We start from the raw sequence: 21657 nt of genomic DNA on the forward strand, positions 1-21657 counted from the left end.
CCTTACGCCCCCTGGCGCAGTACCAGCAGCGCTACAGCTTCGGCATTGATACCTTCTTCTCGGCCAAGATAGCCGAGCTTCTCGTTGGTCTTGGCCTTCACGTTCACATGGCCGGCCGGCACGCCGAGGTCGGCGGCAATATTGGCCGCCATGGTTGCAATGTGCGGCGCCATCTTCGGGCGCTGGGCGATGATGGTGCAGTCCACATTGCCGACATCGTAGCCTGTTGCGCGCACGCGCTTGGCGGCCTCGCGCAGCAGCACGCGCGAATCGGCGCCGCGGAATTCTTCGGCCGTATCCGGGAAGTGCTTGCCGATATCGCCCAGCGCCGCCGCGCCGAGGATGGCGTCGGTGATCGCATGCAGCAGCGCGTCTGCGTCCGAGTGCCCAAGCAGGCCGCGTTCGTGCGGGATCTCGACCCCGCCAAGAATCAGCTTACGGCCTTCAACCAGGCGGTGCGAATCGTAGCCCTGGCCGATGCGGAATGGGAGTTGCGTCATTTTGAATCCTGTCCTAAATACATTTCTGCGATCGCGATATCGGTCGGCAGCGTGACCTTCAAATTGCGGGGGTGGCCTTCCACCAGTTTCGGCGAGAAGCCTAGCATCTCGACGGCACTGGCGTCATCGGTGATGGCGTTCGGGTCCGGCGCCAGCGCCAGGGCGCGCAGCAGCAGCGAGTACGAGAACATCTGCGGTGTCTGCGCCAGCCACAGGCCGTCGCGCGGCGTGGTCTGCAAAGTGCCCGTTCGCGTGGACTTTACCGTGTCCACCACCGGCAGGGCAAGCAGCCCCCCGCCCTCGTGGTCGCCGACAGCGGCAATCAGCTTTGCGATCAGGGCCGGCGTCAGGCCGGGACGTGCAGCGTCGTGCACCAGCACCATGTCGTCATCGCCCACGTTGGCGCGAATGGCGCGCAAGCCGTTCAGGATCGAATCCATGCGCGTAGCGCCGCCGCAGCGCAGGACCGTCACGCCAAGTTCGGGCGTGATGGAATCGATATAGCCGTCGCCCGCGCTCACCACCACATAGGTATGCGCAATCAGTTCGCTGCGGCGAAACGCTTCAAGCGTGTGCTGCAGCATCGGCACGCCGTTGATGGGCAAGTACTGTTTGGGGCTGGCGGCCGCCATGCGCGCGCCAACGCCGGCGGCGGGAATCAATGCGAAGTATCGCTTCATTTTCTGCTACGTGACTTCCTTAAAATGGTTTGTATCTCGCCGTTGCACGCCTTGCTCAGGCGGGCGTATTCTGCCGGCGAATCGATCAGCGCCTGCTGCACCTCCACCTTGGCCATTTCGGCCTTGATGTACGGCAGCCAGCCGCTGTCGATCTCGTGGGCCAGGGCCGAGCGCGCGGTGCCGGCCGGGGCATAGAGCGGCTTGGCCTCGAAGCGCCGCGCCAATGCGGACCGCACGATTTCCTCGACCTTGACCAGGTGGTCCATGTAGGCGTTCATGTGGCGCAGTTCGTGCGTCAGGATCTCCGCGTAACCGCAAGTCCCCGGCGGGAATTCATTGCCAACATAAATGCGCACTGGCGCGTACGTCAACTGCACCTTGATCCGCGGCGCCACGCACTCGTAGCCGCTGGCCGGGTCGGTGAGCATCGGACCATCGAGGGCGATCTGCACGCGCGACTCGGTGCGGGTCAGGCCCAGCACATAGCCGGTGGCCGGCATCTTTTCGGTGCGCATGGCCGAGAGCTGCTTGTACGACAGCTGTGTATTGACGGTGTAGCCGTTCTGGCGCGCCGACAGCACTGAGACTGTCTTGCTGATCGTATCTTCGCAGCGGATCTGGAACGGCGTGCGCTGCACCGGCGCTGCCTGCGCCTGGTTTGCCGCGAGGGCTCCAACCAGTAGCAGGCAGCGCATGCCGTTCATGGCCTCAGTCCAGCTTCCAGGCGCCGGCGCGCAGCTTGTCGAGCCAGAAGGCGCCGATCACGGTCTTGACGTCGGTGATCTTGCCGCTGCGGACCCAGTCCAGCATTTCATCCACGCTGGCGGTAATGGTTTCGATGAATTCACCGTCGTCCAGCTTGACTTCGCCAGCGGTCAGGCCGCGCGCCAGGTAGATGTCCAGGTGCTCGTCCGAGTAGGCGATGGCGTTGTGGATGGTGCTCACGAATTGCCAGTCGGCGGCGGTGTAGCCGGTTTCCTCTTCCAGCTCACGCATGGCGCAGGCCAGAGGGTCTTCACCCGGGTCGATCTTGCCGGCGGGGAGCTCGATGAAGACGCGGTCGTTGGGGTAGCGGTATTGGCGCTCCAACAGGACCTTGCCGTTATCGAGCACGGGGATGATGACTACAGCGCCGGGATGGCGGATGTATTCGCGCTTGGTGTGCTTGCCGTCGGGCAGGCTGACCGTGTCGCGGTGGACTTTGAGGAAGCCGCCGTCGTAGGCGATGCTGCCGTCTATCTTGGTTTCTTTTAGGTGTTTGTCCATGGTTGATTTTTAAACCGGTAAACCTGGGTCAGACCCAAAGGGTCTGACCCTCAACGGTCTCCAGGTCATGGGGTTGGTTCTGGGCCTTTGACTAATTGAGAAGGTCAAAGGCGTACAACCCAATCACAGGCTTTGAGACCCAGGTTTACCGGTTCTATTAGTGGTGTTTACGCAGGTAGCGTACCACGAAGCCAGGAAATGCAAACACCAGGAAGGCGAAAGCCGCGACCCAGTAGAACTCCCAGTTCTGCGGAAACTCGGTGCCGATGCGGGATTCGAGCGCAATGCCGATGCCGCCAACGACAACATACAGCACTGCCAGTTCCGCCAGCCGCACCAGGAATGGCTTGCGTGCGGCTTTCAGCGGAACCAGGGCAAATACCTTCTCGTTCAGGAAAGGCAGGTTGGCGGCCACCACTGCAAGCAGGATGACCAGCCAGGATGAAGCATTGACGTCCATCTATCAGGAAGCCAGGGTCTTCTGCATCGCCGCCATGCAGGCGTTCAGCAGAGGGCCTGGGATCATGCCCAGCACCACGACGGCCAGGCCGTTCAGTGCCAGCACGACACCCTTGTCGGTGGTGACGGACAGAGGAGTGGTGTCAGCCGGCTCGTCGAACCACATCACTTTCACGATGCGGATGTAGTAGAACGCGCCCACCAGCGAGAACATCACTGCAAACACGGTCAGCCACACAGCGCCTGTCGCCAGCACCGATTGCAGCACCGCAAACTTGGCGGCAAAGCCCATCATCGGCGGCACGCCGGCCAGCGAGAACATCAGCACGGACATCAGCACTGCGTAGCCCGGGCTGCGCTTGGACAGGCCTTTGAAGTCGTTGATTTCTTCGGCTTCAAAGCCCTGGCGCGCCAGCACCATGATCAGGCCAAACGAGCCGACGGTGGTCAGCACGTAGGTGATCGCGTAGTACATGGCGGACGAGTAGGCGGCGGCGCCATTGGCCGTCTCGTGGCCCACAACGCCGGCCATCAGGCCCAGCAGCACGAAGCCCATTTGCGCGATGGTGGAGTAAGCCAGCATGCGTTTCAGGTTGGTCTGTGCGATGGCGGTCAGGTTGCCGATGGCCAGCGACAGCACGGCCAGGATCATCAGCATCTGCTGCCAGTCGCCAGCCGCAGGGCGCATGCCTTCCACCAGCAGGCGCACGCAGATGGCGAAGGTCGCCAGCTTCGGAGCGCCGCCCAGCAGCAGGGTCACGCCGGTTGGAGCGCCTTGGTAGACGTCCGGTACCCACATATGGAACGGAACGGCGCCCAGTTTGAACGCCAGGCCGGCCACCACGAACACCAGGCCGAAGGTCAGGATGGTCGGGTTGACGGTACCGGAGCCGATCTTGTCAGCCACGCGGGAGATATCCAGCGAACCGGTCGCGCCATACAACATCGACATGCCATACAGCAGGAAGCCGGAAGCCAGCGCGCCCAGGATGAAGTACTTCATCGCAGCTTCGGTTGCGCGGGCGTCGTCGCGGCGCAGGGCCACCAGGGCGTACAGCGACAGGGACATCAGTTCCAGGCCCAGGTAAATGGTCAGGAAGTTGTTGGCCGAGATCATCACCATCTGGCCCAGCAGGGAGAACAGCGCCAGGACGTAGAACTCGCCGCCCAGGTTACCGCCCAACATGCCGCGGTCGGTGGAATACTGGCGTGCATACACCAGCGTCATCGCCATGGTCAGGTAGGAGAACAGTTTCAGCAGGTTGCCCATCGGGTCGCTGATGAACATGTTCGAGAACGCGTACACCGTGCTGCCGGACATGTAGTCGGCAAAGCTGAAGAAGGCCGCGCCCACCAGGGTCGCCAGCGTCAGCATATAAGTGATCGCACGTTTGCCCTCTGCCAGGAACATGTCGATCAGCAGGATCGCCGAAGCGGCGATCAGCAGAAAGACTTCTGCGTAGAGCGGGATCAGGTTAGTGGTATTCATGAAAACTTGGTCCTATTTGCAATCAAGGGGCCACGGCTGGCAGCTTGCTTTGAGCCGCATGCGCCAGCAGGTCGGCCACGGAAACCTGCATCACGTCGGTGAATGGCGCTGGGTACAGGCCCATCACCAACACAGCGATCGCCAGGATGCCCAGCATCAGGAACTCGCGGTTGTTAACGTCGGTCAGCTCTTCCACGTGCTTGTTGGTGATGGCGCCGAAGATCACGCGCTTGGCCATCCACAGGGAGTAAGCCGCGCCGAAGATCAGGGCGGTAGCCGCCAGGATGCCGGTCACGAAGTTGAACTGCACGGCGCCCAGGATCACCATGAACTCGCCCACGAAGCCGGAGGTGGCTGGCAGGCCGCAGTTAGCCATGGAGAACAGGATGAACAGTGCGGCGAACTTGGGCATCTTGTTCACGACGCCACCGTAGTCGGCGATCTGGCGCGAATGCATGCGGTCATACAGCACGCCGATGCACAGGAACATCGCGCCGGAGATGAAGCCGTGCGACACCATCTGCACGATACCGCCCTGCACCGCCATCTCGTTGAACATGAAGAAGCCCAGGGTCACGAAGCCCATGTGCGCGATGGACGAATACGCCACCAGTTTCTTCATGTCCTTCTGCACCAGGGCCACCAGGCCGATGTAGATCACGGCGATCAGGGACAGCACGATCACCATCGGCGCCAGCTTGTGCGAAGCGTCAGGCACGATCGGCAGCGAGAAACGCAGGAAGCCGTAAGCACCCAGCTTCAGCATGATCGCGGCCAGCACGGCGGAACCGCCGGTCGGCGCTTCCACGTGCACGTCCGGCAGCCAGGTGTGGACCGGGAACATCGGCACCTTCACGGCGAAGGCCATGAAGAAGGCGAAGAAGATCGCAACCTGCTCGCCCATGGTCAGCGGCAGCTTGTGCCAGGCCAGGATATCGAAGCTACCGGACTTGTTGTACAGGTAGATGATGGCAACCAGCGTCAGCAGCGAACCGAAGAAGGTGTACAGGAAGAACTTGAACGCTGCGTAGATGCGGTTGGCACCACCCCACACGCCGATGATGATGTACATCGGGATCAGGGTCGCTTCGAAGAAGAAGTAGAACAGCAGGCCGTCCATGGCGGCGAACACGCCGATCATCAGGCCCGACAGGATCAGGAACGCGCCCATGTACTGCGCCACGCGTTCGGTGATCACTTCCCATGCCGAGATCACCACGATCACGGTGATGAAGGCGGTCAGCGGAATGAACCACATCGACAGGCCGTCAATGCCCAGCGAGTAGAAGATGTTGAAGCGCTCGATCCAGGCGGCCTTCTCGACGAACTGCATGCCGTGGGCCGCCTTGTCGAACTGCGTCATCAGCGGGATGGTCGGCACCAGGGATACCAGGGCGCCCACCAGCGACAGCACGCGCACCATGCCGGCCCGCGTATCGCGGCCGATGGCCAGTACGATCAGGCCGAAGACGATCGGTACCCAGATCGACAGGCTGAGGTAAGGAGGTAGAGTATTAATCGTTGACTGCATTTGTTATCTCTTTTGCGTCAGCTGTTAAGCGTGCCAAAACGGCAGGAAGTACACCAGGAAGCCCAGGATACCGATGATCATCACGAAGGCGTAGTGATAGATGTAGCCGGTCTGGAACACTTTGGTGACACTGGAGAACCAGCCCACCACTTTCGCCGAACCGTTCACCATCAGACCATCGATGATGGCGCGGTCGCCAGCAGCCCACAGGCCTTCGCCCAGCAGGCGCGCGCCGCGGGCAAAGACAGCCTCGTTGAACTTGTCCATGTAGTACTTGTTGTCCAGCAGGGTGTGCAGGAACTTGAACTTCTCATAGAACCAGGCAGGAACCTTCGGATTGACCATGTAGCAGTAGTAAGCCGAAGCCACGCCCGCAATCGCCAGCCACAGGGGCAGCGTGGTCAGGGAGTGGATTGCCATGGCAACCGGGCCATGGAATTCTTCCGCCAGTTCGTGCATCGCGTGGTGGTTTTCACCGACGAAGATCACGTCCTTGAAGAAGCTGCCAAACAGCATAGGTTCGATCGCGATCGCGCCGATGATGACCGACGGGATAGCCAGCAGGATCAGCGGCAGGGTCACTACCAGGCCCGGCGAATGCGGCTTCTCGCCCGGAGCCAGGCCGTGGTGGCCGTGGTCGTCTTCTTCGCTTTCGTCAGCGTGGTGCGAATCGTGCGCGTGGTGGTGTTCCTTGCCGAAGTTCTCAGGGCCGTGGAACACGACGAAGTACATGCGGAAGGAGTAGAACGCGGTCACGAACACGCCCGCCAGCACGGCAAAGTTGGCAAAGCCAGCGCCCGGCAGGTGGGTTGCGTGCACGGCTTCGATGATCATGTCCTTCGAGTAGAAGCCGGAGAAGAACGGGGTACCGATCAGCGCCAGGGAGCCCAGCAGCGAGGTAATCCAGATGATCTTCAGGTACTTCTTCAGGCCGCCCATATTGCGGATGTCCTGGTCGTGGTGCATCGCCATGATGACAGCGCCGGCGCCCAGGAACAGCAGCGCCTTGAAGAAGGCGTGGGTCATCAGGTGGAACACGGCCACCGAGTAAGCGGAGGCGCCCAGCGCCACGGTCATGTAGCCCAGCTGCGACAGGGTCGAGTAAGCCACCACGCGCTTGATGTCGTTCTGGATGATGCCCATGAAGCCCATGAACAGCGCGGTAATCGAGCCGATCACCAGGATGAACGACAGCGCTGCGTCCGACATTTCGAACAGCGGCGACATGCGGGTCACCATGAAGATACCGGCGGTAACCATGGTTGCCGCGTGAATCAGTGCGGAGATCGGGGTCGGGCCTTCCATCGAGTCAGGCAGCCAGACGTGCAGCGGGAACTGCGCCGACTTGCCCATGGCGCCGATGAACAGGCAGATGCAGGCCACCGAGATCAGCGCCCAGCCGAAGCCCGGCAGGGTGCCGTTGACCAGCACGTCCTTCTTGGCAAACACTTCCTGGTAGTCCATGGAACCGGTGTAGGCCAGGATGATGCCGATGCCCAGGATGAAGCCGAAGTCGCCCACGCGGTTGACCAGGAAGGCCTTCATGTTGGCGAAGATGGCGGTCGGACGGGTGTACCAGAAACCGATCAGCAGGTAGGACACCAGGCCCACAGCTTCCCAGCCGAAGAACAGCTGCAGGAAGTTGTTCGACATCACCAGCATCAGCATGGAGAAGGTGAACAGCGAGATGTAGGAGAAGAAGCGGTTGTAGCCTTCGTCTTCAGCCATGTAGCCGATGGTGTAGATGTGAACCATCAGCGACACGAAGGTCACCACGTTCATCATCATCGCGGTCAGCGCGTCGATCTGGAAGCCGACGGCCAGCTTGACGCTGCCCACGGTCATCCAGCGGTACACGTCACCGTTGAAGGTGGCGCCATCCATCACCTGCAGCAGGGTCTGGAACGAGATCAGGAAAGCGATCAGCACGCCCAGGATGGTCGCGGTATGCGACACCTTACGGCCGACGACATTGCCGAAGAACTTGGTGCCCAGCAGGCCCGCGATTGCGGAACCTGCCAGCGGCGCCAGCGGAACGGCCAGAAGGAGGGTTGGGTTAAGTTGCCCCGTCATGATTTACCTTATCTATTTTTCGAGGTTTTAACTTAGCCTTTGAGGCTGTCCAGGTCTTCCACGTTGATGGTGTCCAGGTTACGGAACATCACCACCAGGATCGCGAGGCCGATTGCCGATTCGGCAGCCGCCACGGTCAGGATGAAGAAGACGAAGATCTGCCCGGCCGCGTCGCCCAGGTAGTGCGAGAACGCGATGAAGTTCATGTTCACTGCCAGAAGCATCAGTTCGATGGCCATCAGCAGGACGATGACGTTCTTGCGGTTCAGGAAAATACCGACGATCGAGATCGCGAACAGGATCGCGCCAAGGACCAGGTAATGAGCCAGGGATAAAGTCATGGTGCCTCCTTCGTTTCCGCTGCTGCGACCGGAGCGTGGACGGTGGCGTCCATCTTCACGATCTTCAGGCGGTCATTGCGCTTGACGCGGACGGCAACGCCCGGGTCGATAGCCTTGGTGTCTTTGCGCTTGCGCAGGGTCAGGGCCACGGCGGCAACGATAGCCACCAGCAGGACCACGGCTGCGATTTCAAATGCGTAGACGTACTCGGTGTAGATCTTCAGGCCCAGCGCCTTGGTCTGGCCGATGCTGTTGGCCGCCTCAGGCACCGCGGTGCCGGTGGACGGGAACGAGCGCCAGATCACGGCAGCCATTTCCAGCACGATCACACCGCCGATGATGGAAGCAACCGGCAGGTAATTCCAGAAGCCCGCGCGCAGCTTGTCGAGGTCGATGTCGATCATCATCACGACGAACAGGAACAGGACCATGACGGCGCCGACGTACACCAGCACCAGCACGATGGACAGGAATTCGGCTTTCAGCAGCATCCAGATGCCGGCCGCCTGGAAGAAGGCCAGCACCAGGTACAGCGCCGCATGCACCGGATTGCGTGCAGTAATAACGCGCAGCGATGCCAGCACCAGGATGGCAGCGAACACGTAGAACAAAATAGAAGTGAAGTTCATTTTTATTAGCCTCGGCGATCAGCGGTACTTGGCATCGGCCGCGCGGTTAGCCGCGATTTCCGCTTCGTAGCGGTCGCCTACGGCCAGCAGCATCTCTTTGGTGTAGTACAGGTCACCGCGTTTTTCGCCGTGGTATTCCAGTACGTGCGTCTCGACAATCGAGTCCACCGGGCAGGATTCTTCGCAGAAGCCGCAGAAGATGCACTTGGTCAGGTCGATGTCGTAGCGGGTGGTACGGCGGCTGCCGTCGTCACGCTGCTCCGACTCGATGGTGATCGCCATCGCCGGGCAAACTGCTTCGCACAGCTTGCAGGCGATGCAGCGCTCTTCGCCGTTCGGATAACGGCGCAGGGCGTGCAGGCCGCGGAAACGCGGCGAGATCGGGGTTTTCTCTTCAGGGAACTGGACGGTGATCTTCTTGGCAAACATGTATTTGCCGGTCAGCGCCATCCCCTTGAACAGTTCGGTCAGCAAGAAGCTGCCGAAGAAATCTTTCAATCGGTCCATTCTGTATTCGCTCTCTTACTTCCAAATATTCCAGGAGGTCTGCATCCAGGTCGCCACGAACACCAGGTACACCAGGGTCAGTGGGATGAACACTTTCCAGCCCAAACGCATGATCTGGTCATAGCGATAACGTGGGAACGTTCCGCGGGTCCAGATGAACAGCGACACGATGAAGAAGGTCTTGATGAACAGCCAGAAGAAGCCGCCGAACACGCCGCCGATTTCCAGCGCTGCGATCGGTGCGGACCAGCCGCCCAGGAACATGATCGAAGCCAGCAGGCCGATCAGGATCATGTTGGCGTATTCCGCCAGGAAGAACATCGCGTAAGCCATGCCGCCGTATTCGACCATGTGGCCGCCGACGATCTCGGATTCGCCTTCCACCACGTCGAACGGGTGGCGGTTACATTCAGCCAGGCCGGACACCAGGTACACGACGAAGATCGGCAGCAGCGGCAGCCAGTTCCAGGAGAACAGGTTCAGGCCCATGGCAGCCATGGTGCCCTTCTGCTGGCCGGCCACGATCTCGGACAGGTTCAGCGAACCGGAAACCATCAGCACGATCACCAGGGCGAAGCCCATGGCGATTTCGTAGGACACCATCTGTGCCGATGCACGCATCGCGCCCATGAAGGAGTACTTCGAGTTGGCGGACCAGCCGGCGATGATGATGCCGTACACCTCCATCGAGGCGATCGCCATGATCAGCAGCAGGCCGGCGTTCACGTCGGCCAGGGCGGCGCCCGGGGCGAACGGCACCACGGACCAGCAAGCCAGTGCCGGCATGATGGTCATCACAGGACCGATGAAGAACAGGGACTTGTTCGACTTGGTCGGGACGATGATCTCTTTGAAGAGCAGTTTCAGTGCGTCGGCGATCGGCTGCAGCAGGCCGTTCGGGCCCACGCGGTTCGGGCCGATACGGATCTGGATCCAGCCCAGCAGCTTACGCTCCCACAGGGTCAGGTAGGCCACCAGGCCCATCAGAGGCAGGGTCACGCACAGGATCTTGGCCATGGTCCAGACGAACGGCCAGAAGGTGCCGAGGTTGGCCTCGCCCATCACTTTAATCGAATCAATCATTTCTGGCAGAGCCATTACTTGCCCTCCCCTGCTTTAGCAACGGTGATGTCACCGAACATCGCGCCCAGCATCGCGGTCGATGCGTGTGCGGCGGACACGCGCACCACGTTCGCTGGCAGGCCGGCGTCGATGGTCGCTTCCAGGATCGCAAAGCCGGAGCCCTGCTTCACTTCAACCTTGTCGCCGGCCTTCACGCCGATCTGCTGCGCAGCGGCAGTAGACAGGTGCGCTTTCGGAGCGGCAGCATCGGTGGTCGCCAGCAGCGGGCCGGAACGGCGCGCCAGGGCGTCGGCGAAGTAGATCGGCACGTCGGCGAGGCGCTGCAAGCCGGTCGCGGTGAACGGCACGCCGGCAACGGCAGCCTTGCGCGACACGTTCGACAGCTTGGCCGACAGGTCGGACGCGCCTTTTTCGAACAGTTCGTCGCGGATCGATTCCGAGGTCTCGTAGTCGAAGCCGCCCAGGCCGAGGATGTTGCCCAGTACGCGCAGCACTTTCCAGGCCGGACGGGCGTCGCCCATTGGCTTGACGGTGCCGTTGAAGGACTGCAGGCGGCCTTCGGCGTTGACGAAGGAGCCGGAAGTCTCGGCGAACGGCGCCACTGGCAGCAGCACGTCGGCGTACTCCATGCCGTGCTTGAAGGCCGACATCACGACCACCATGTCGGCGGCGTTCAGCGCGGTCTTGGCAGCTTGCGGGTTGGCAGCGTCCAGTTCCGGCTCGGCGTTCAGCAGCACATAGGCTTTCTTCTGCACGGAGAAGGCTGGCGCCGCGTTCTTCGCGGTGGCGCCGACCAGGTAGCCGCCAACGGTGTTGGCTGCTTCGGTCAGGTAGCCCAGCTTGGCGCCGGTTTGTTCAGCGATCCACTGTGCGGCAGCGTGCAGCTTCGACGCTTCCGGATGCGCCACGGCGGCGTTACCCAGGAAGATAGCTTTGCGCTCGCCGCCCACCAGCGATTCAGCGATGGCTTCTGCTTCGGCCGAGGCGACCACGCCTTCGAAACCGGCCGGAGCGGCAACGCCCTTCGCCTTGGCCACAGCGGACACTACGCCGGACAGCGCGGCCAGCCAGTCGGTCGGCGCAGCGATAATCTTGTTGGCGGTGGTGATCAGGTTTTCAGTGTCGGCAGCGTGCAGCACGGACAGCTTGCCGCCGGCTTTCACGGCCGCGCGGATGCGGGTCGCGAACAGCGGGTGGTCCTTGCGCAGGAAGGAACCGATCACGAACACGCGCTGCAGCGAGCTCAGTTCAGCAATCGGCATGCCCAGCCACGGCTTCACTTCGCCATCCAGCGCGAAGTCGGACTGGCGCAGGCGGAAGTCCACGTTCTCGGAACCCACGCCGTGCATCAGCTTCTTCAGCAGGGCCAGTTCTTCCACGGTGGAGTGCGCGGTGCCGTAGGCAGCCAGCGAGTCCGCGCCGTGTTCGTGCTTGATGTTCTTCAGGCCGTGCGCCACGTATTCCAGCGCGACTTGCCATTCAACTTCTTTCCACTCGCCGCCCTGCTTCAGCATCGGCTTGGTCAGGCGCTCGGCGCTTTCCAGCGCTTCGTAGGAGTAGCGGTCCTTGTCGGAAATCCAGCACTCGTTGACTGCTTCGTTCTCGAACGGCAGCACGCGCTTCACGGAGCCCTGCTTCACTTGCACGATCAGGTTCGCGCCGGTGGAGTCGTGCGGGGAGACCGATTTGCGGCGCGACAGTTCCCAGGTACGGGCGCTGTAGCGGAATGGACGCGAGGTCAGCGCGCCGACCGGGCACAGGTCGATCATGTTGCCCGACATTTCGGAGCTCACTGCTTCGCCCACGAAGGTGGTGATCTCGGAATGCTCGCCGCGGCCCAGCATGCCCAGTTCCATCACGCCGGCCACTTCCTGGCCAAAACGCACGCAACGGGTGCAGTGGATGCAACGCGACATTTCTTCCATCGCCACCAGCGAGCTGCCGGCCTTCGGCGGCACAACGCGCTTCTCTTCTTCGTAGCGGGACTCCATCTTGCCGTAGCCTACGGCCAAGTCCTGCAGCTGGCACTCACCGCCCTGGTCGCAGATCGGGCAATCCAGCGGGTGGTTAATCAGCAGGAATTCCATCACCGACTTCTGTGCTTGCACAGCCTTGTCGGAGGCGGATTTCACGACCATGCCAGCCGATACCGGCGTGGCGCATGCTGGCAAAGGCTTAGGCGCCTTCTCAACTTCGACCAGGCACATACGGCAGTTCGCAGCGATCGACAATTTCTTGTGATAGCAGAAGTGCGGGATGTAGGTACCCAGCTTGTTGGCGGCGTCCATCACCATGCTACCCGCAGGGACTTCTACCTTTTTGCCGTCAATTTCGATTTCAACCATGATAATCGCAGCTTAGTAAGCCGAAACAGGCACCAGGCAGTGCTTGTGTTCGACGTGATATTCAAATTCTTCGCGGAACTGCTTGACGAAGGCGCGTACCGGCATGGCGGCAGCATCGCCCAGCGCGCAGATGGTGCGGCCCTGGATGTTGTCGGCGATGGAGTTCAGCATGTCCAGGTCCGAAGGACGGCCCTGGCCGTTCTCGATACGGTGGATCATGCGGTACATCCAGCCGGTGCCTTCACGGCACGGGGTGCACTGGCCGCACGACTCTTCAAAGTAGAAGTAGGACAGGCGTTCCAGGGCCTTCACCATGCAGCGCGTCTCGTCCATCACGATCACGGCGCCCGAACCCAGCATGGAGCCGGCTTTGGCGATCGAATCGTAATCGAGGTCAGTCTGCATCATGATCTCGCCGCGGATCACCGGAGCGGACGAACCGCCAGGGATCACGGCCTTGATCTTCTTGCCGCCGCGCATGCCGCCAGCCAGCTCCATCAGCTTGGCGAACGGAGTGCCCAGCGGGACTTCGTAGTTGCCCGGACGCTCAACGTCGCCCGAGATCGAGAAGATCTTGGTGCCGCCGTTGTTAGGCTTGCCCAGGCCGAGGTAGTTTTCGGCGCCGATGTTCAGGATGAACGGAACGGCCGCGAAAGTCTCGGTGTTGTTGATGGTGGTCGGCTTGCCGTACAGGCCGAACGAGGCCGGGAAAGGCGGCTTGAAGCGCGGCTGGCCTTTCTTGCCTTCCAGCGATTCCAGCAGCGCGGTTTCTTCGCCGCAGATGTAGGCGCCGTAGCCATGGTGGGCGTGCAGCTGGAAGCTGAACTCCGAACCCATGATCTTGTCGCCCAGGAAGCCGGCGGCGCGCGCTTCTTCCAGCGCTTCTTCAAAGCGCAGGTATTCCTGGAAGATCTCGCCGTGGATGTAGTTGTAGCCCACGGTGATACCCATCGCGTACGCACCGATGGCCATGCCTTCGATCAGCGAATGCGGGTTGTAGCGGATGATGTCGCGGTCTTTGAATGTGCCCGGTTCGCCTTCGTCGGTGTTGCAGACGAGGTATTTCTGGCCAGGGAACTGGCGCGGCATGAAGGACCATTTCAGGCCGGTCGGGAAACCCGCACCGCCGCGGCCGCGCAGGCCGGAGGTCTTCAGGTCGGCGATGATCTGCTCTGGAGGAATCTTCTCTTCCAGGATGCGGCGCAGCGCCGAGTAGCCGCCACGCTTGACGTAGTCGGCCAGGCGCCAGTTGTCGCCGTTCAGATCCTTCAGGATCAGGGGGTTGATGTGACGGTCGTGCAGGGAAGTCATTTCTTGAGCTCCTCCACGAGGGCGTCCAGTTTGTCGTTGCTCATGTGGGAACACATGCGGTGGTTGTTGACCAGGATGACCGGTGCGTCGCCGCAGGCGCCCATGCACTCCCCTTCCATCAGCGTGAACGCACCGTCTTCGGTGGTGCCGCGGAAGTCGATGCCCAGCTTGGCCTTCAGGTGCTCGGCAGCTTTCACGCCGCCCGACAGTGCGCATGGCAGGTTGGTGCACACGGTGATCTTGTGCTTGCCGACCGGCTTCAGGTTGTACATATTGTAGAAAGTCGCGACTTCCTGCACGGCGATGGCCGGCATGCGGATGTAGTCCGCGATTTCCTTCATGGTTTCTGGCGACAGCCAGCCCAGTTCAACCTGGGCGTGGGCCAGCGCGGCCATCACGGCCGACTGGCGCTGGTCGGCCGGATACTTGGCCAACTCGCGGTCGATTTTTTTATAGCATTCGTGGGATAACAGCATTTCTTGCCCTTAGCGGTCGATTTCACCGAAAACGATGTCCTGGGTACCGATGATGGTCACGGCGTCGGCGATCATGTGGCCGCGCGACATCTCGTCCAGACCCTGCAGGTGGGCAAAGCCCGGTGCACGGATCTTCATACGGTATGGCTTGTTGGCGCCATCGGAGATCAGGTAGATGCCGAATTCGCCTTTCGGGTGTTCCACCGCGCTGTACGCTTCGCCCGGCGGCACGTGGAAGCCTTCGGTAAACAGCTTGAAGTGGTGGATCAGCGATTCCATATTGGTCTTCATGTCCACGCGGTTAGGCGGAGCGACCTTGCGGTTGCTGGTCATGACAGGACCCGGGTTGGCTTTCAGCCATGCCACGCACTGCTTGATGATCCTGTTCGACTGGCGCATCTCTTCCACGCGCACCAGGTAGCGGTCGTAGCAATCGCCGTTGGTACCGACCGGGATGTCGAAGTCCATCTTGTCGTAGACCTCGTACGGCTGCTTCTTGCGCACGTCCCAGGCGATGCCCGAGCCGCGCAGCATGGCGCCGGTGAAGCCCATGGCCATTGCGTCTTCAGGAGACACCACGCCCACGCCGACGGTACGCTGTTTCCAGATACGGTTGTCGGTCAGCAGGGTTTCGTATTCATCGACATAGGTCGGGAAACGCTTGGTGAAGTCTTCGATGAAGTCGAGCAGCGAACCCTGGCGGTTCTCGTTACGCTCTGCCAGCGCTTTCGCGTTGCGGATCAGCGATGCCTTGTACTGCGGCATGGCGTCCGGCAGGTCGCGGTACACGCCGCCCGGACGGTAGTAAGCCGCGTGCATGCGCGCGCCCGACACTGCTTCGTAGCAGTCCATCAGGTCTTCGCGGTCGCGGAATGCGTACAGGAACGGGCCCATGGCGCCCACGTCCAGCGCGTGCGCGCCCAGCCACAGCAGGTGGTTCAGCAGGCGGGTGATTTCGTCGAACATCACGCGGATGTACTGCGCGCGCACCGGCACATCCAGGCCCAGCAGCTTCTCGATCGCCATCACGTAGGCGTGCTCGTTGGACATCATGGACACATAGTCCAGGCGGTCCATGTACGGCACGGATTGCAGGTAGGTCTTCTGCTCGGCCAGCTTCTCGGTGGCGCGGTGCAGCAGGCCGATATGCGGGTCGGCGCGCTGGATCACTTCACCGTCCAGCTCCAGCACCAGGCGCAGCACGCCGTGCGCCGCAGGGTGCTGCGGACCAAAGTTCAGGGTGTAATTCTTAATTTCAGCCATTTCTTACTTCCCGTAGTTTTCTTCGCGGATCACGCGCGGCACGTTTTCGCGCGGCTCGATGGTCACAGGCTGGTAGACAACGCGCTTCTGCTCCTGGTCATAGCGCATTTCAACGTAGCCCGACACTGGGAAGTCCTTGCGGAATGGATGGCCGATGAAACCGTAGTCGGTCAGGATGCGGCGCAGGTCGTTGTGGCCTTCGAAGATGATGCCGAACAGGTCGAACGCTTCGCGCTCAAACCAGTTGGCGGAGCGCCAGATCGAGGTCACGGAGGCCAGGATAGGCATGTCGTCGTCCGAAGCGAACACGCGCACGCGCAGGCGCCAGTTCTTGGTGACGGACAGCAGGTGAGTCACGGCCGCGAAGCGCAGGCCGTCCCAGGTGCCTTCACCGTAGGTCGAGTAGTCAACGCCGCACAAGTCGATCAGCGTATCAAAACGCAAAGCTGCGTCGTCGCGCAGCTCTTGCATTACCTGGTAGTAGTCCCCAGATTTGACTGTAATCGTCACTTCGCCCAGCGCGACGACGATGGAGGCCCGCTCGCCCAGCTTTTGCTCGAGGGCGGAGACCAGTGTTTGCAGATGTGTGTTCATAAGGTCTTACCGCGCGATCGTGTTGGTCTTCTTGATCTTGTTGTGCAGCTGCAGGATGCCGTACAGCAGTGCTTCTGCAGTCGGCGGGCATCCCGGCACGTACACGTCGACCGGCACGATACGGTCGCAACCGCGCACTACGGAGTACGAGTAGTGGTAGTAGCCGCCGCCGTTGGCGCAGGAACCCATGGAGATCACCCAACGCGGGTCAGGCATCTGGTCATAGACCTTGCGCAGCGCAGGGGCCATCTTGTTGCACAGGGTGCCTGCCACGATCATCACGTCGGACTGACGTGGCGACGGACGGAACATGAAACCGAAACGCTCCAGGTCGTAACGGGCAGCACCAGCATGCATCATCTCCACTGCACAGCAAGCCAGACCGAACGTCATCGGGTACATCGAACCCGTACGCGCCCAGTTGATTACCGTGTCAAAGGTAGTGGTGATGAAGCCTTCGTTAAATACGCCTTCAATAGACATGGCTTATTCCCAATCAAGGGCACCTTTCTTCCAGATATACCAAAAACCGACCACGAATTCGGCGATGAACACCATCATCGTCACGTAACCCTGCCAGCCCAGTTCACGCATGGAGACGCCCCATGGGAAGAAGAATGCAGTTTCAAGGTCGAACAGAATGAACAGAATTGCGACGAGGTAGTAACGCACGTCGAATTTCATGCGCGCGTCTTCGAAAGCTTCGAAGCCGCACTCGAATGGGGAGAGCTTGGCCGCATCGGGCTTGTTCGGGCCAAGGATATGGCCGAGCACTTGCGGGACTACGCCGACGCCAAGGCCGACGATCAGGAACAACAGGACGGGGAAGTAATTTTCGAGGTTCACGATGGGTAAGCAGCTTAGTTGAATTACGCTCGACCCCAATCACCTACTACTGAGACCAGGATCAAACGACACATCCTCGTAAAAAAACCAGCTAAGCCACTGAATCTACGATTCAAACGACCTGCTGGCTTTTGATCTTTTTTGGTGCCGACGACGAGACTCGAACTCGTACAGCTTGCGCCACTACCCCCTCAAGATAGCGTGTCTACCAATTTCACCACGTCGGCAATAGGCCGCTATTCTACACTGTGATCATCGCTTTGTTAATGCAAATTGCGCATAATCAAGAAGAAAAACGGCAAAAAGTTCAAAGTTGCCAGTTTTACTTCGCTGGCGAAGCAGCTGGAGCGGCCGCAGCAGGCGCCGAAGCAGCTGGCGCGGAAGCAGCCGGCGCCTCGACAGGAGCCGGAGTCGCAGCCACTGGAGCAGCAGGAGCGGCAGGAGCAGCCGAAGGAATCGCCGCAGCACCACCCACCGGCGCAGGAGCCGCCGCCGGGGCCTTGACGTTATCCATCACACCGGCGCCGGCCGAAATATTGCCTTTGCTAGCCAGGACCGACAGGCCGAGGGTGGCGCCGAAGAAAATGGCTGCCGCCAGTGCGGTCGACTTAGACAGGAAGTTGGAGGAGCCAGAAGCACCAAACAAGCTGCCCGAAGCACCAGAGCCGAAGGCGGCACCCATATCGGCGCCCTTGCCATGCTGCAGCAGTACCAGGCCAATGATCGCCACGGCGGAGATGACCTGCACTACGATAACCAGATTGAACAAAGTGTTCATGCTATTCCTTAAATAATAAAATTGCCCCGCTTATGCAGCAGCGATGATGGCAAGAAAATCCACCGCCTTCAGTGCTGCACCGCCAATCAGGCCGCCGTCGATATCAGGCTGGGCCAGCAACTCCTTGGCGTTTTCCGGCTTCATGCTGCCGCCATACAGGATCTGCATGCCGGCGGCAGATGCCGCATCCTTCTTTGCCACCCGGGCGCGCAGCAGCGCATGCACTTCCTGCGCCATTTCCGGAGTGGCGGTCTTGCCGGTGCCGATTGCCCAGACAGGCTCGTACGCCAGCACAATCTTTGCCAGCTGTTCAGCGCCCAGCACCTCCAGCACCGCATCCAGTTGCTCGCCCACCACGTCGGCGGTCTTGCCGGCCTCGCGCTCTTCCAGCGTCTCGCCTACGCAAACCACCGGCACCAGGCCGGCATTCACGGCAGCCAACGCCTTCTGGGCCACCAGGGCACTGCTCTCCTGATGGTAGGAGCGGCGCTCGGAGTGGCCGACGATGGCGAATTTGCTGCCGAAATCCAGCAACATGGCTGCCGAGATTTCACCTGTGTAGGCGCCCGAAGCGTGGGCGGACACATCCTGGGAACCCCAGGCAATCGCGCTGCCCGTGAGTTCAGCCTGACATTGTGCCAGATACGGGGCTGGGACGCAGACCGCGGTATCGGCCTTTGCATCACCCAGGCCAGCCTTGATGCCTGCCAACAGGGTAGTGTTGGCGGCACGGCTGCCGTTCATTTTCCAGTTACCGATGACGAGTTTGCGGCGCATAGTAGCTTAATTTTTAATAACCCGTTATTGTAGCGTGCGCCCCAAAGTCGGGTCAAACGCTAGACTTCGCGCCCCATGAAAAATAATATTCTTGACATCTTTTTCGGGTTCGCGTTGGCGTTACCCACCGCTCTCATCATCGGCAGCGTGCCAACGTTATTCAACAATCAACCTCATGGCGGTTTGACGGCGATGACGTTCTGGATCTTTGTCATCGGCTTTCCTTCCTTGTCCTGGCGCTGCGTCGAGATCCGCAGGCTGCGCAAGCGCGAGCTCGACAACATGTTAATCACCCTCATGTCCCTGCTGCCGCTGGCGGCGATTGCCGCGATCCACGGCCTGGCCGCAGATCGCGGCGGGCTTGTCGGCACTTTTGATGCCATGTTCAGGCAGGTGCTTGGGGCCATGACTGTTGCCTGCGGCTGGCTTGGCGCTACGCTTGCCTTCGCGACCAGAAGCAAGGCGGTCGCGCCATGAAAAAGCTCCTGACTATTATCTGGGGCATCGTGCTGGGCTTCATCCAGGTCACGCTCCTGCTCATCCTGTTCAGGCTCGTATCCAGCAACGACGAGATCAGCGCGCTGATCTTCCTGCTCGGGTGGCCAGCCCTGGCCTGGCGCAACTTGCGTAAGCCACCGGCAGAGACGAAATCGCGCCCTTCCCTGCTGAAACGCTCGGTGTGGGCCCTGGTCGCGCTGCCGATCATCGTCGCGGTCCCACTGTTTGCCTTTCTCGGAAGCCTCAAGGGCCAGGGCTCGGAGATTGTGGTCCTCGTGTTCATCGCCCTACTGCTCGTCGTCACTGCGGTGAGCTGGGGCGCTGCAATGATCACCTATATTGTCGGCCACTACCGCAAGAAACCTTAAAGCACCTGCAGCATGATCTTGCCCACATGGCTGCTGCTCTCCATCAGCGCGTGGGCCTTGGCTGCCTGCTCCAGCGGGAAGCTCTCGTAGATCACGGGCTTGATGTCTCCCGCCTCGATCAGCGGCCATACCTTTTCGCGCAGTTGGCGCGCGATGGCCCCCTTGAACGCGACCGAGCGCGGACGCAGGGTCGAACCCGTGATGGTCAGGCGGCGCTTCAGCACCTGCCCCATGTCCAGCGTACCCTTGGCGCCGCCCAGCAGCGCGATGATGGCGATGCGGCCATCGTCGGCCAGGCAACTGATTTCGCGTGGCAGGTAATCGCCGCCCACCATGTCGAGGATCACGTCGACGCCGGTATCGCCGGTCAGTTCCCGCACCACGGCTGCGAAGTCTTCGGTGCGGTAGTTGATGCCGCGCGCCGCGCCCAAGGCCTCGCAGGCCCGCGCTTTCTCGTCGCTGCCCGCCGTGGCAAACACGCGATGGCCGAGTGCGCGGGCGAGCTGGATCGCCGTCACGCCGATGCCCGAGGTGCCGCCCTGCACCAGCAAGGTCTCGCCCTTGCCCAGCCCTGCGCGGTCGAATACATTGCTCCAGACGGTGAAGAAAGTCTCCGGCAACGAGGCCGCCTCCAGCGGAGACAGGCCGTGCGGCACGGGCAGCACCTGCTGCACCGGCGCCGTCACGTACTCGGCATAGCCGCCCCCCTGCACCAGCGCACATACCATGTCGCCGATCTTGAAGCCGCTGGCTGCCAGGTCGCCATCGACGATCTCGCCTGCCACCTCCAGGCCCGGGATATCGGTGGCGCCCGGCGGCGGCGCGTAGCTGCCCATGCGCTGAAACACGTCCGGCCGGTTGATGCCGGCCGCGTGCACGCGGATGCGCAACTCGCCCTCCTTCGCCACCGGCAGCGGACGCTCGCACAGGCGCAGCACATCGGCGCCACCCGGTTTCTGGATTTCAATCGCACGCATCATGGCATCACCTCTCCTGGAAAGAGGCGATTGTAGCGCTTACAGCCCGAAGCGAGCGCCCATGCCGAGCAAGGTGGCCAGGCCCAGTCCCGCGAACATGGCGGCGGCAATGCCGTGCACCAGCTTGAGCGGGATTTTCGCGACCAGCTTGTCGCCCGCAAAGACGGCAGGCACGTCGGCGATCAGCATGCCGAGGGTGGTGCCGGCCACCACCATCAGCGGGGCCGGATAGTGGGCGGCCATCGCCACGGTGGCGACCTGGGTCTTGTCGCCCATCTCGGCCAGGAAGAAGGTCACCAGGGTGGCGCCGAAGACGCCGAAGCGGCTGGCGATCGTGGTTTCGTCGTCCTCGATCCTGTCCGGCACCAGGGTCCAGGCAGCCATGCCGAGGAAGGACAGGCCCAGCACCCAGCGCAACACTTCCGGCGTGAGCAAGGAGGTGATCCAGGCGCCCAGTGCACCGGCCAGGCCGTGGTTGAAGATGGTGGCGATGAGGATGCCGGCGACGATCGGCAGCGGTTTCTTGAAGCGGGCGGCAAGCAGGAAGGCCAGCAGCTGGGTCTTGTCGCCGATTTCGGCCAGGGCGACGACGCCGGTTGAGACGAGGAGCGATTCCATATTGTGTTTCCAGGCCGGGCACGGACGAATGACCACAGCTCGCCCCCGGCCTACATCGGCGGCGCTGTGGTCAAAGGTCTTGCCAAGTATGGGACCGCATATGCCATGGCCTGTGGGCCAAGTGTGTTGACATATGCCTCCTCCGGGGGCGGAGGAGAGGCTACTCCCCGATGACGGGCGGGATTTTACCTCAAAACCGGTAAACCAGGGTCAGACCCAAGGGTCTGACCCTGAACAGTCTTCGGGCC

25 protein-coding genes, 1 tRNA gene and 1 riboswitch are annotated in these 21657 nt (G+C 61.3%); of the genes, 2 read left to right on the forward strand and 24 right to left on the reverse strand.

All coding sequences use genetic code 11. The features are described 5' to 3' along the window. Positions 1 to 2 precede the first annotated feature (2 nt). From ispF to tpiA, 22 genes are all read right to left on the reverse strand, one after another. Entirely contained in the window at positions 3 to 500 is a 498-nt protein-coding gene (ispF, locus tag ACN9MY_RS22240) for a 2-C-methyl-D-erythritol 2,4-cyclodiphosphate synthase (RefSeq protein ID WP_426336172.1), read from the reverse strand. Continuing rightward, positions 497 to 1180 (reverse strand): 2-C-methyl-D-erythritol 4-phosphate cytidylyltransferase, encoded by a 684-nt coding sequence (gene ispD / locus ACN9MY_RS22245; protein ID WP_426162742.1) that lies wholly within the window; start codon positions 1178 to 1180, stop codon positions 497 to 499. Before ispD ends, ispF begins: the two co-directional genes overlap by 4 nt. Further along, positions 1177 to 1884 carry a hypothetical protein gene (locus ACN9MY_RS22250; protein WP_426162744.1) on the reverse strand — a complete coding sequence of 236 codons (708 nt, stop codon included), beginning with the start codon at positions 1882 to 1884 and terminating at the stop codon, positions 1177 to 1179. The genes ispD and ACN9MY_RS22250 overlap by 4 nt, the downstream gene beginning before the upstream one ends. Before the next feature lie 4 nt (positions 1885 to 1888). Beyond that, positions 1889 to 2446 (reverse strand): NUDIX domain-containing protein, encoded by a 558-nt coding sequence (locus ACN9MY_RS22255; RefSeq protein WP_426162746.1) that lies wholly within the window; start codon positions 2444 to 2446, stop codon positions 1889 to 1891. Positions 2447 to 2603: 157 nt separating this feature from the next. Then, positions 2604 to 2906 carry a DUF2818 family protein gene (locus tag ACN9MY_RS22260; RefSeq protein ID WP_426336173.1) on the reverse strand — a complete coding sequence of 101 codons (303 nt, stop codon included), beginning with the start codon at positions 2904 to 2906 and terminating at the stop codon, positions 2604 to 2606. 3 nt (positions 2907 to 2909) lie between these two features. After that, entirely contained in the window at positions 2910 to 4394 is a 1485-nt protein-coding gene (gene nuoN / locus ACN9MY_RS22265; RefSeq protein WP_426336174.1) for an NADH-quinone oxidoreductase subunit NuoN, read from the reverse strand. 22 nt (positions 4395 to 4416) lie between these two features. Further along, a complete protein-coding gene (locus tag ACN9MY_RS22270; RefSeq protein WP_426162754.1) occupies positions 4417 to 5925 on the reverse strand; it encodes an NADH-quinone oxidoreductase subunit M in 1509 nt (502 codons plus the stop codon). 24 nt (positions 5926 to 5949) lie between these two features. Continuing rightward, positions 5950 to 7998, reverse strand: a complete 2049-nt coding sequence (nuoL, locus tag ACN9MY_RS22275; protein ID WP_426162756.1) for an NADH-quinone oxidoreductase subunit L — start codon at positions 7996 to 7998, stop codon at positions 5950 to 5952. A 32-nt stretch (positions 7999 to 8030) separates the two neighbouring features. Then, entirely contained in the window at positions 8031 to 8339 is a 309-nt protein-coding gene (nuoK, locus tag ACN9MY_RS22280; protein WP_028104269.1) for an NADH-quinone oxidoreductase subunit NuoK, read from the reverse strand. After that, a complete protein-coding gene (locus ACN9MY_RS22285) occupies positions 8336 to 8968 on the reverse strand; it encodes an NADH-quinone oxidoreductase subunit J (protein ID WP_426162758.1) in 633 nt (210 codons plus the stop codon). Before ACN9MY_RS22285 ends, nuoK begins: the two co-directional genes overlap by 4 nt. Positions 8969 to 8986: 18 nt before the next feature. Continuing rightward, entirely contained in the window at positions 8987 to 9475 is a 489-nt protein-coding gene (gene nuoI / locus ACN9MY_RS22290) for an NADH-quinone oxidoreductase subunit NuoI (RefSeq protein WP_028104271.1), read from the reverse strand. 15 nt (positions 9476 to 9490) lie between these two features. Beyond that, the gene (nuoH, locus tag ACN9MY_RS22295) at positions 9491 to 10573 is read right to left on the reverse strand and encodes an NADH-quinone oxidoreductase subunit NuoH (RefSeq protein ID WP_426162760.1); all 1083 of its coding nucleotides are present in this window, start codon (positions 10571 to 10573) and stop codon (positions 9491 to 9493) included. Then, positions 10573 to 12903, reverse strand: a complete 2331-nt coding sequence (gene nuoG, locus ACN9MY_RS22300) for an NADH-quinone oxidoreductase subunit NuoG (protein WP_426336175.1) — start codon at positions 12901 to 12903, stop codon at positions 10573 to 10575. Before nuoG ends, nuoH begins: the two co-directional genes overlap by 1 nt. 12 nt (positions 12904 to 12915) lie before the next feature. Further along, a complete protein-coding gene (gene nuoF / locus ACN9MY_RS22305; protein WP_426162764.1) occupies positions 12916 to 14214 on the reverse strand; it encodes an NADH-quinone oxidoreductase subunit NuoF in 1299 nt (432 codons plus the stop codon). After that, the gene (nuoE, locus tag ACN9MY_RS22310; protein WP_426336176.1) at positions 14211 to 14690 is read right to left on the reverse strand and encodes an NADH-quinone oxidoreductase subunit NuoE; all 480 of its coding nucleotides are present in this window, start codon (positions 14688 to 14690) and stop codon (positions 14211 to 14213) included. The genes nuoF and nuoE overlap by 4 nt, the downstream gene beginning before the upstream one ends. Before the next feature lie 9 nt (positions 14691 to 14699). Beyond that, complete coding sequence (locus ACN9MY_RS22315; RefSeq protein WP_426318653.1) at positions 14700 to 15953, reverse strand: NADH-quinone oxidoreductase subunit D; 1254 nt, start codon at positions 15951 to 15953, stop codon at positions 14700 to 14702. A 3-nt stretch (positions 15954 to 15956) separates the two neighbouring features. After that, positions 15957 to 16547, reverse strand: coding sequence for an NADH-quinone oxidoreductase subunit C (locus ACN9MY_RS22320; protein ID WP_426162770.1), 591 nt, complete (start codon positions 16545 to 16547; stop codon positions 15957 to 15959). A gap of 6 nt (positions 16548 to 16553) precedes the next feature. Beyond that, the gene (locus ACN9MY_RS22325; protein ID WP_028104278.1) at positions 16554 to 17030 is read right to left on the reverse strand and encodes a NuoB/complex I 20 kDa subunit family protein; all 477 of its coding nucleotides are present in this window, start codon (positions 17028 to 17030) and stop codon (positions 16554 to 16556) included. 3 nt (positions 17031 to 17033) lie between these two features. After that, on the reverse strand, positions 17034 to 17393 hold the full coding sequence (locus ACN9MY_RS22330; protein WP_426162773.1) for an NADH-quinone oxidoreductase subunit A: 360 nt from the start codon (positions 17391 to 17393) through the stop codon (positions 17034 to 17036). A gap of 142 nt (positions 17394 to 17535) precedes the next feature. After that, positions 17536 to 17620 (reverse strand) — tRNA-Leu (locus ACN9MY_RS22335). A 95-nt stretch (positions 17621 to 17715) separates the two neighbouring features. Then, the gene (gene secG, locus ACN9MY_RS22340; protein ID WP_426162776.1) at positions 17716 to 18171 is read right to left on the reverse strand and encodes a preprotein translocase subunit SecG; all 456 of its coding nucleotides are present in this window, start codon (positions 18169 to 18171) and stop codon (positions 17716 to 17718) included. 30 nt (positions 18172 to 18201) lie between these two features. Continuing rightward, the gene (gene tpiA, locus ACN9MY_RS22345) at positions 18202 to 18948 is read right to left on the reverse strand and encodes a triose-phosphate isomerase (protein WP_426162779.1); all 747 of its coding nucleotides are present in this window, start codon (positions 18946 to 18948) and stop codon (positions 18202 to 18204) included. Between the two features lie 75 nt (positions 18949 to 19023). Here tpiA and ACN9MY_RS22350 point away from each other — a divergent pair, with 75 nt between their 5' ends. Then, a complete protein-coding gene (locus ACN9MY_RS22350) occupies positions 19024 to 19425 on the forward strand; it encodes a hypothetical protein (RefSeq protein ID WP_426162781.1) in 402 nt (133 codons plus the stop codon). Next, entirely contained in the window at positions 19422 to 19814 is a 393-nt protein-coding gene (locus tag ACN9MY_RS22355) for a hypothetical protein (protein ID WP_426336177.1), read from the forward strand. Before ACN9MY_RS22350 ends, ACN9MY_RS22355 begins: the two co-directional genes overlap by 4 nt. Here ACN9MY_RS22355 and ACN9MY_RS22360 read toward each other — a convergent pair. Next, complete coding sequence (locus tag ACN9MY_RS22360; protein WP_426337654.1) at positions 19811 to 20791, reverse strand: NAD(P)H-quinone oxidoreductase; 981 nt, start codon at positions 20789 to 20791, stop codon at positions 19811 to 19813. The two genes, ACN9MY_RS22355 and ACN9MY_RS22360, sit on opposite strands and share 4 nt — an antisense overlap. Positions 20792 to 20830: 39 nt before the next feature. Next, the gene (locus ACN9MY_RS22365; protein WP_426336178.1) at positions 20831 to 21409 is read right to left on the reverse strand and encodes a TMEM165/GDT1 family protein; all 579 of its coding nucleotides are present in this window, start codon (positions 21407 to 21409) and stop codon (positions 20831 to 20833) included. A 5-nt stretch (positions 21410 to 21414) separates the two neighbouring features. After that, positions 21415 to 21590: riboswitch (yybP-ykoY riboswitch) on the reverse strand. Positions 21591 to 21657 lie beyond the last annotated feature (67 nt).

Source organism: Pseudoduganella sp. R-31, from assembly GCF_049913235.1.
Taxonomy (GTDB): Bacteria; Pseudomonadota; Gammaproteobacteria; order Burkholderiales; family Burkholderiaceae_D; genus Rugamonas.

Excerpts from the sequence above, each read along its gene's own strand:
- ispD (WP_426162742.1), bottom strand. The coding sequence starts at position 1,180 with ATGAAGCGATACTTCGCATTGATTCCCGCCGCCGGCGTTGGCGCGCGC.
- ACN9MY_RS22315 (WP_426318653.1), bottom strand. The coding sequence starts at position 15,953 with ATGGCTGAAATTAAGAATTACACCCTGAACTTTGGTCCGCAGCACCCT.
- ACN9MY_RS22360 (WP_426337654.1), bottom strand. The coding sequence starts at position 20,791 with ATGCGTGCGATTGAAATCCAGAAACCGGGTGGCGCCGATGTGCTGCGC.
- tpiA (WP_426162779.1), bottom strand. The coding sequence starts at position 18,948 with ATGCGCCGCAAACTCGTCATCGGTAACTGGAAAATGAACGGCAGCCGT.
- ACN9MY_RS22270 (WP_426162754.1), bottom strand. The coding sequence starts at position 5,925 with ATGCAGTCAACGATTAATACTCTACCTCCTTACCTCAGCCTGTCGATC.
- ispF (WP_426336172.1), bottom strand. The coding sequence starts at position 500 with ATGACGCAACTCCCATTCCGCATCGGCCAGGGCTACGATTCGCACCGC.
- nuoN (WP_426336174.1), bottom strand. The coding sequence starts at position 4,394 with ATGAATACCACTAACCTGATCCCGCTCTACGCAGAAGTCTTTCTGCTG.
- nuoG (WP_426336175.1), bottom strand. The coding sequence starts at position 12,903 with ATGGTTGAAATCGAAATTGACGGCAAAAAGGTAGAAGTCCCTGCGGGT.
- ACN9MY_RS22365 (WP_426336178.1), bottom strand. The coding sequence starts at position 21,409 with ATGGAATCGCTCCTCGTCTCAACCGGCGTCGTCGCCCTGGCCGAAATC.
- nuoF (WP_426162764.1), bottom strand. The coding sequence starts at position 14,214 with ATGACTTCCCTGCACGACCGTCACATCAACCCCCTGATCCTGAAGGAT.
- nuoH (WP_426162760.1), bottom strand. The coding sequence starts at position 10,573 with ATGGCTCTGCCAGAAATGATTGATTCGATTAAAGTGATGGGCGAGGCC.
- ACN9MY_RS22325 (WP_028104278.1), bottom strand. The coding sequence starts at position 17,030 with ATGTCTATTGAAGGCGTATTTAACGAAGGCTTCATCACCACTACCTTT.
- nuoE (WP_426336176.1), bottom strand. The coding sequence starts at position 14,690 with ATGCTGTTATCCCACGAATGCTATAAAAAAATCGACCGCGAGTTGGCC.
- ACN9MY_RS22250 (WP_426162744.1), bottom strand. The coding sequence starts at position 1,884 with ATGAACGGCATGCGCTGCCTGCTACTGGTTGGAGCCCTCGCGGCAAAC.
- nuoI (WP_028104271.1), bottom strand. The coding sequence starts at position 9,475 with ATGGACCGATTGAAAGATTTCTTCGGCAGCTTCTTGCTGACCGAACTG.
- secG (WP_426162776.1), bottom strand. The coding sequence starts at position 18,171 with ATGAACACTTTGTTCAATCTGGTTATCGTAGTGCAGGTCATCTCCGCC.
- ACN9MY_RS22255 (WP_426162746.1), bottom strand. The coding sequence starts at position 2,446 with ATGGACAAACACCTAAAAGAAACCAAGATAGACGGCAGCATCGCCTAC.
- nuoL (WP_426162756.1), bottom strand. The coding sequence starts at position 7,998 with ATGACGGGGCAACTTAACCCAACCCTCCTTCTGGCCGTTCCGCTGGCG.
- ACN9MY_RS22285 (WP_426162758.1), bottom strand. The coding sequence starts at position 8,968 with ATGAACTTCACTTCTATTTTGTTCTACGTGTTCGCTGCCATCCTGGTG.
- nuoK (WP_028104269.1), bottom strand. The coding sequence starts at position 8,339 with ATGACTTTATCCCTGGCTCATTACCTGGTCCTTGGCGCGATCCTGTTC.
- ACN9MY_RS22355 (WP_426336177.1), top strand. The coding sequence starts at position 19,422 with ATGAAAAAGCTCCTGACTATTATCTGGGGCATCGTGCTGGGCTTCATC.
- ACN9MY_RS22320 (WP_426162770.1), bottom strand. The coding sequence starts at position 16,547 with ATGAACACACATCTGCAAACACTGGTCTCCGCCCTCGAGCAAAAGCTG.
- ACN9MY_RS22350 (WP_426162781.1), top strand. The coding sequence starts at position 19,024 with ATGAAAAATAATATTCTTGACATCTTTTTCGGGTTCGCGTTGGCGTTA.
- ACN9MY_RS22260 (WP_426336173.1), bottom strand. The coding sequence starts at position 2,906 with ATGGACGTCAATGCTTCATCCTGGCTGGTCATCCTGCTTGCAGTGGTG.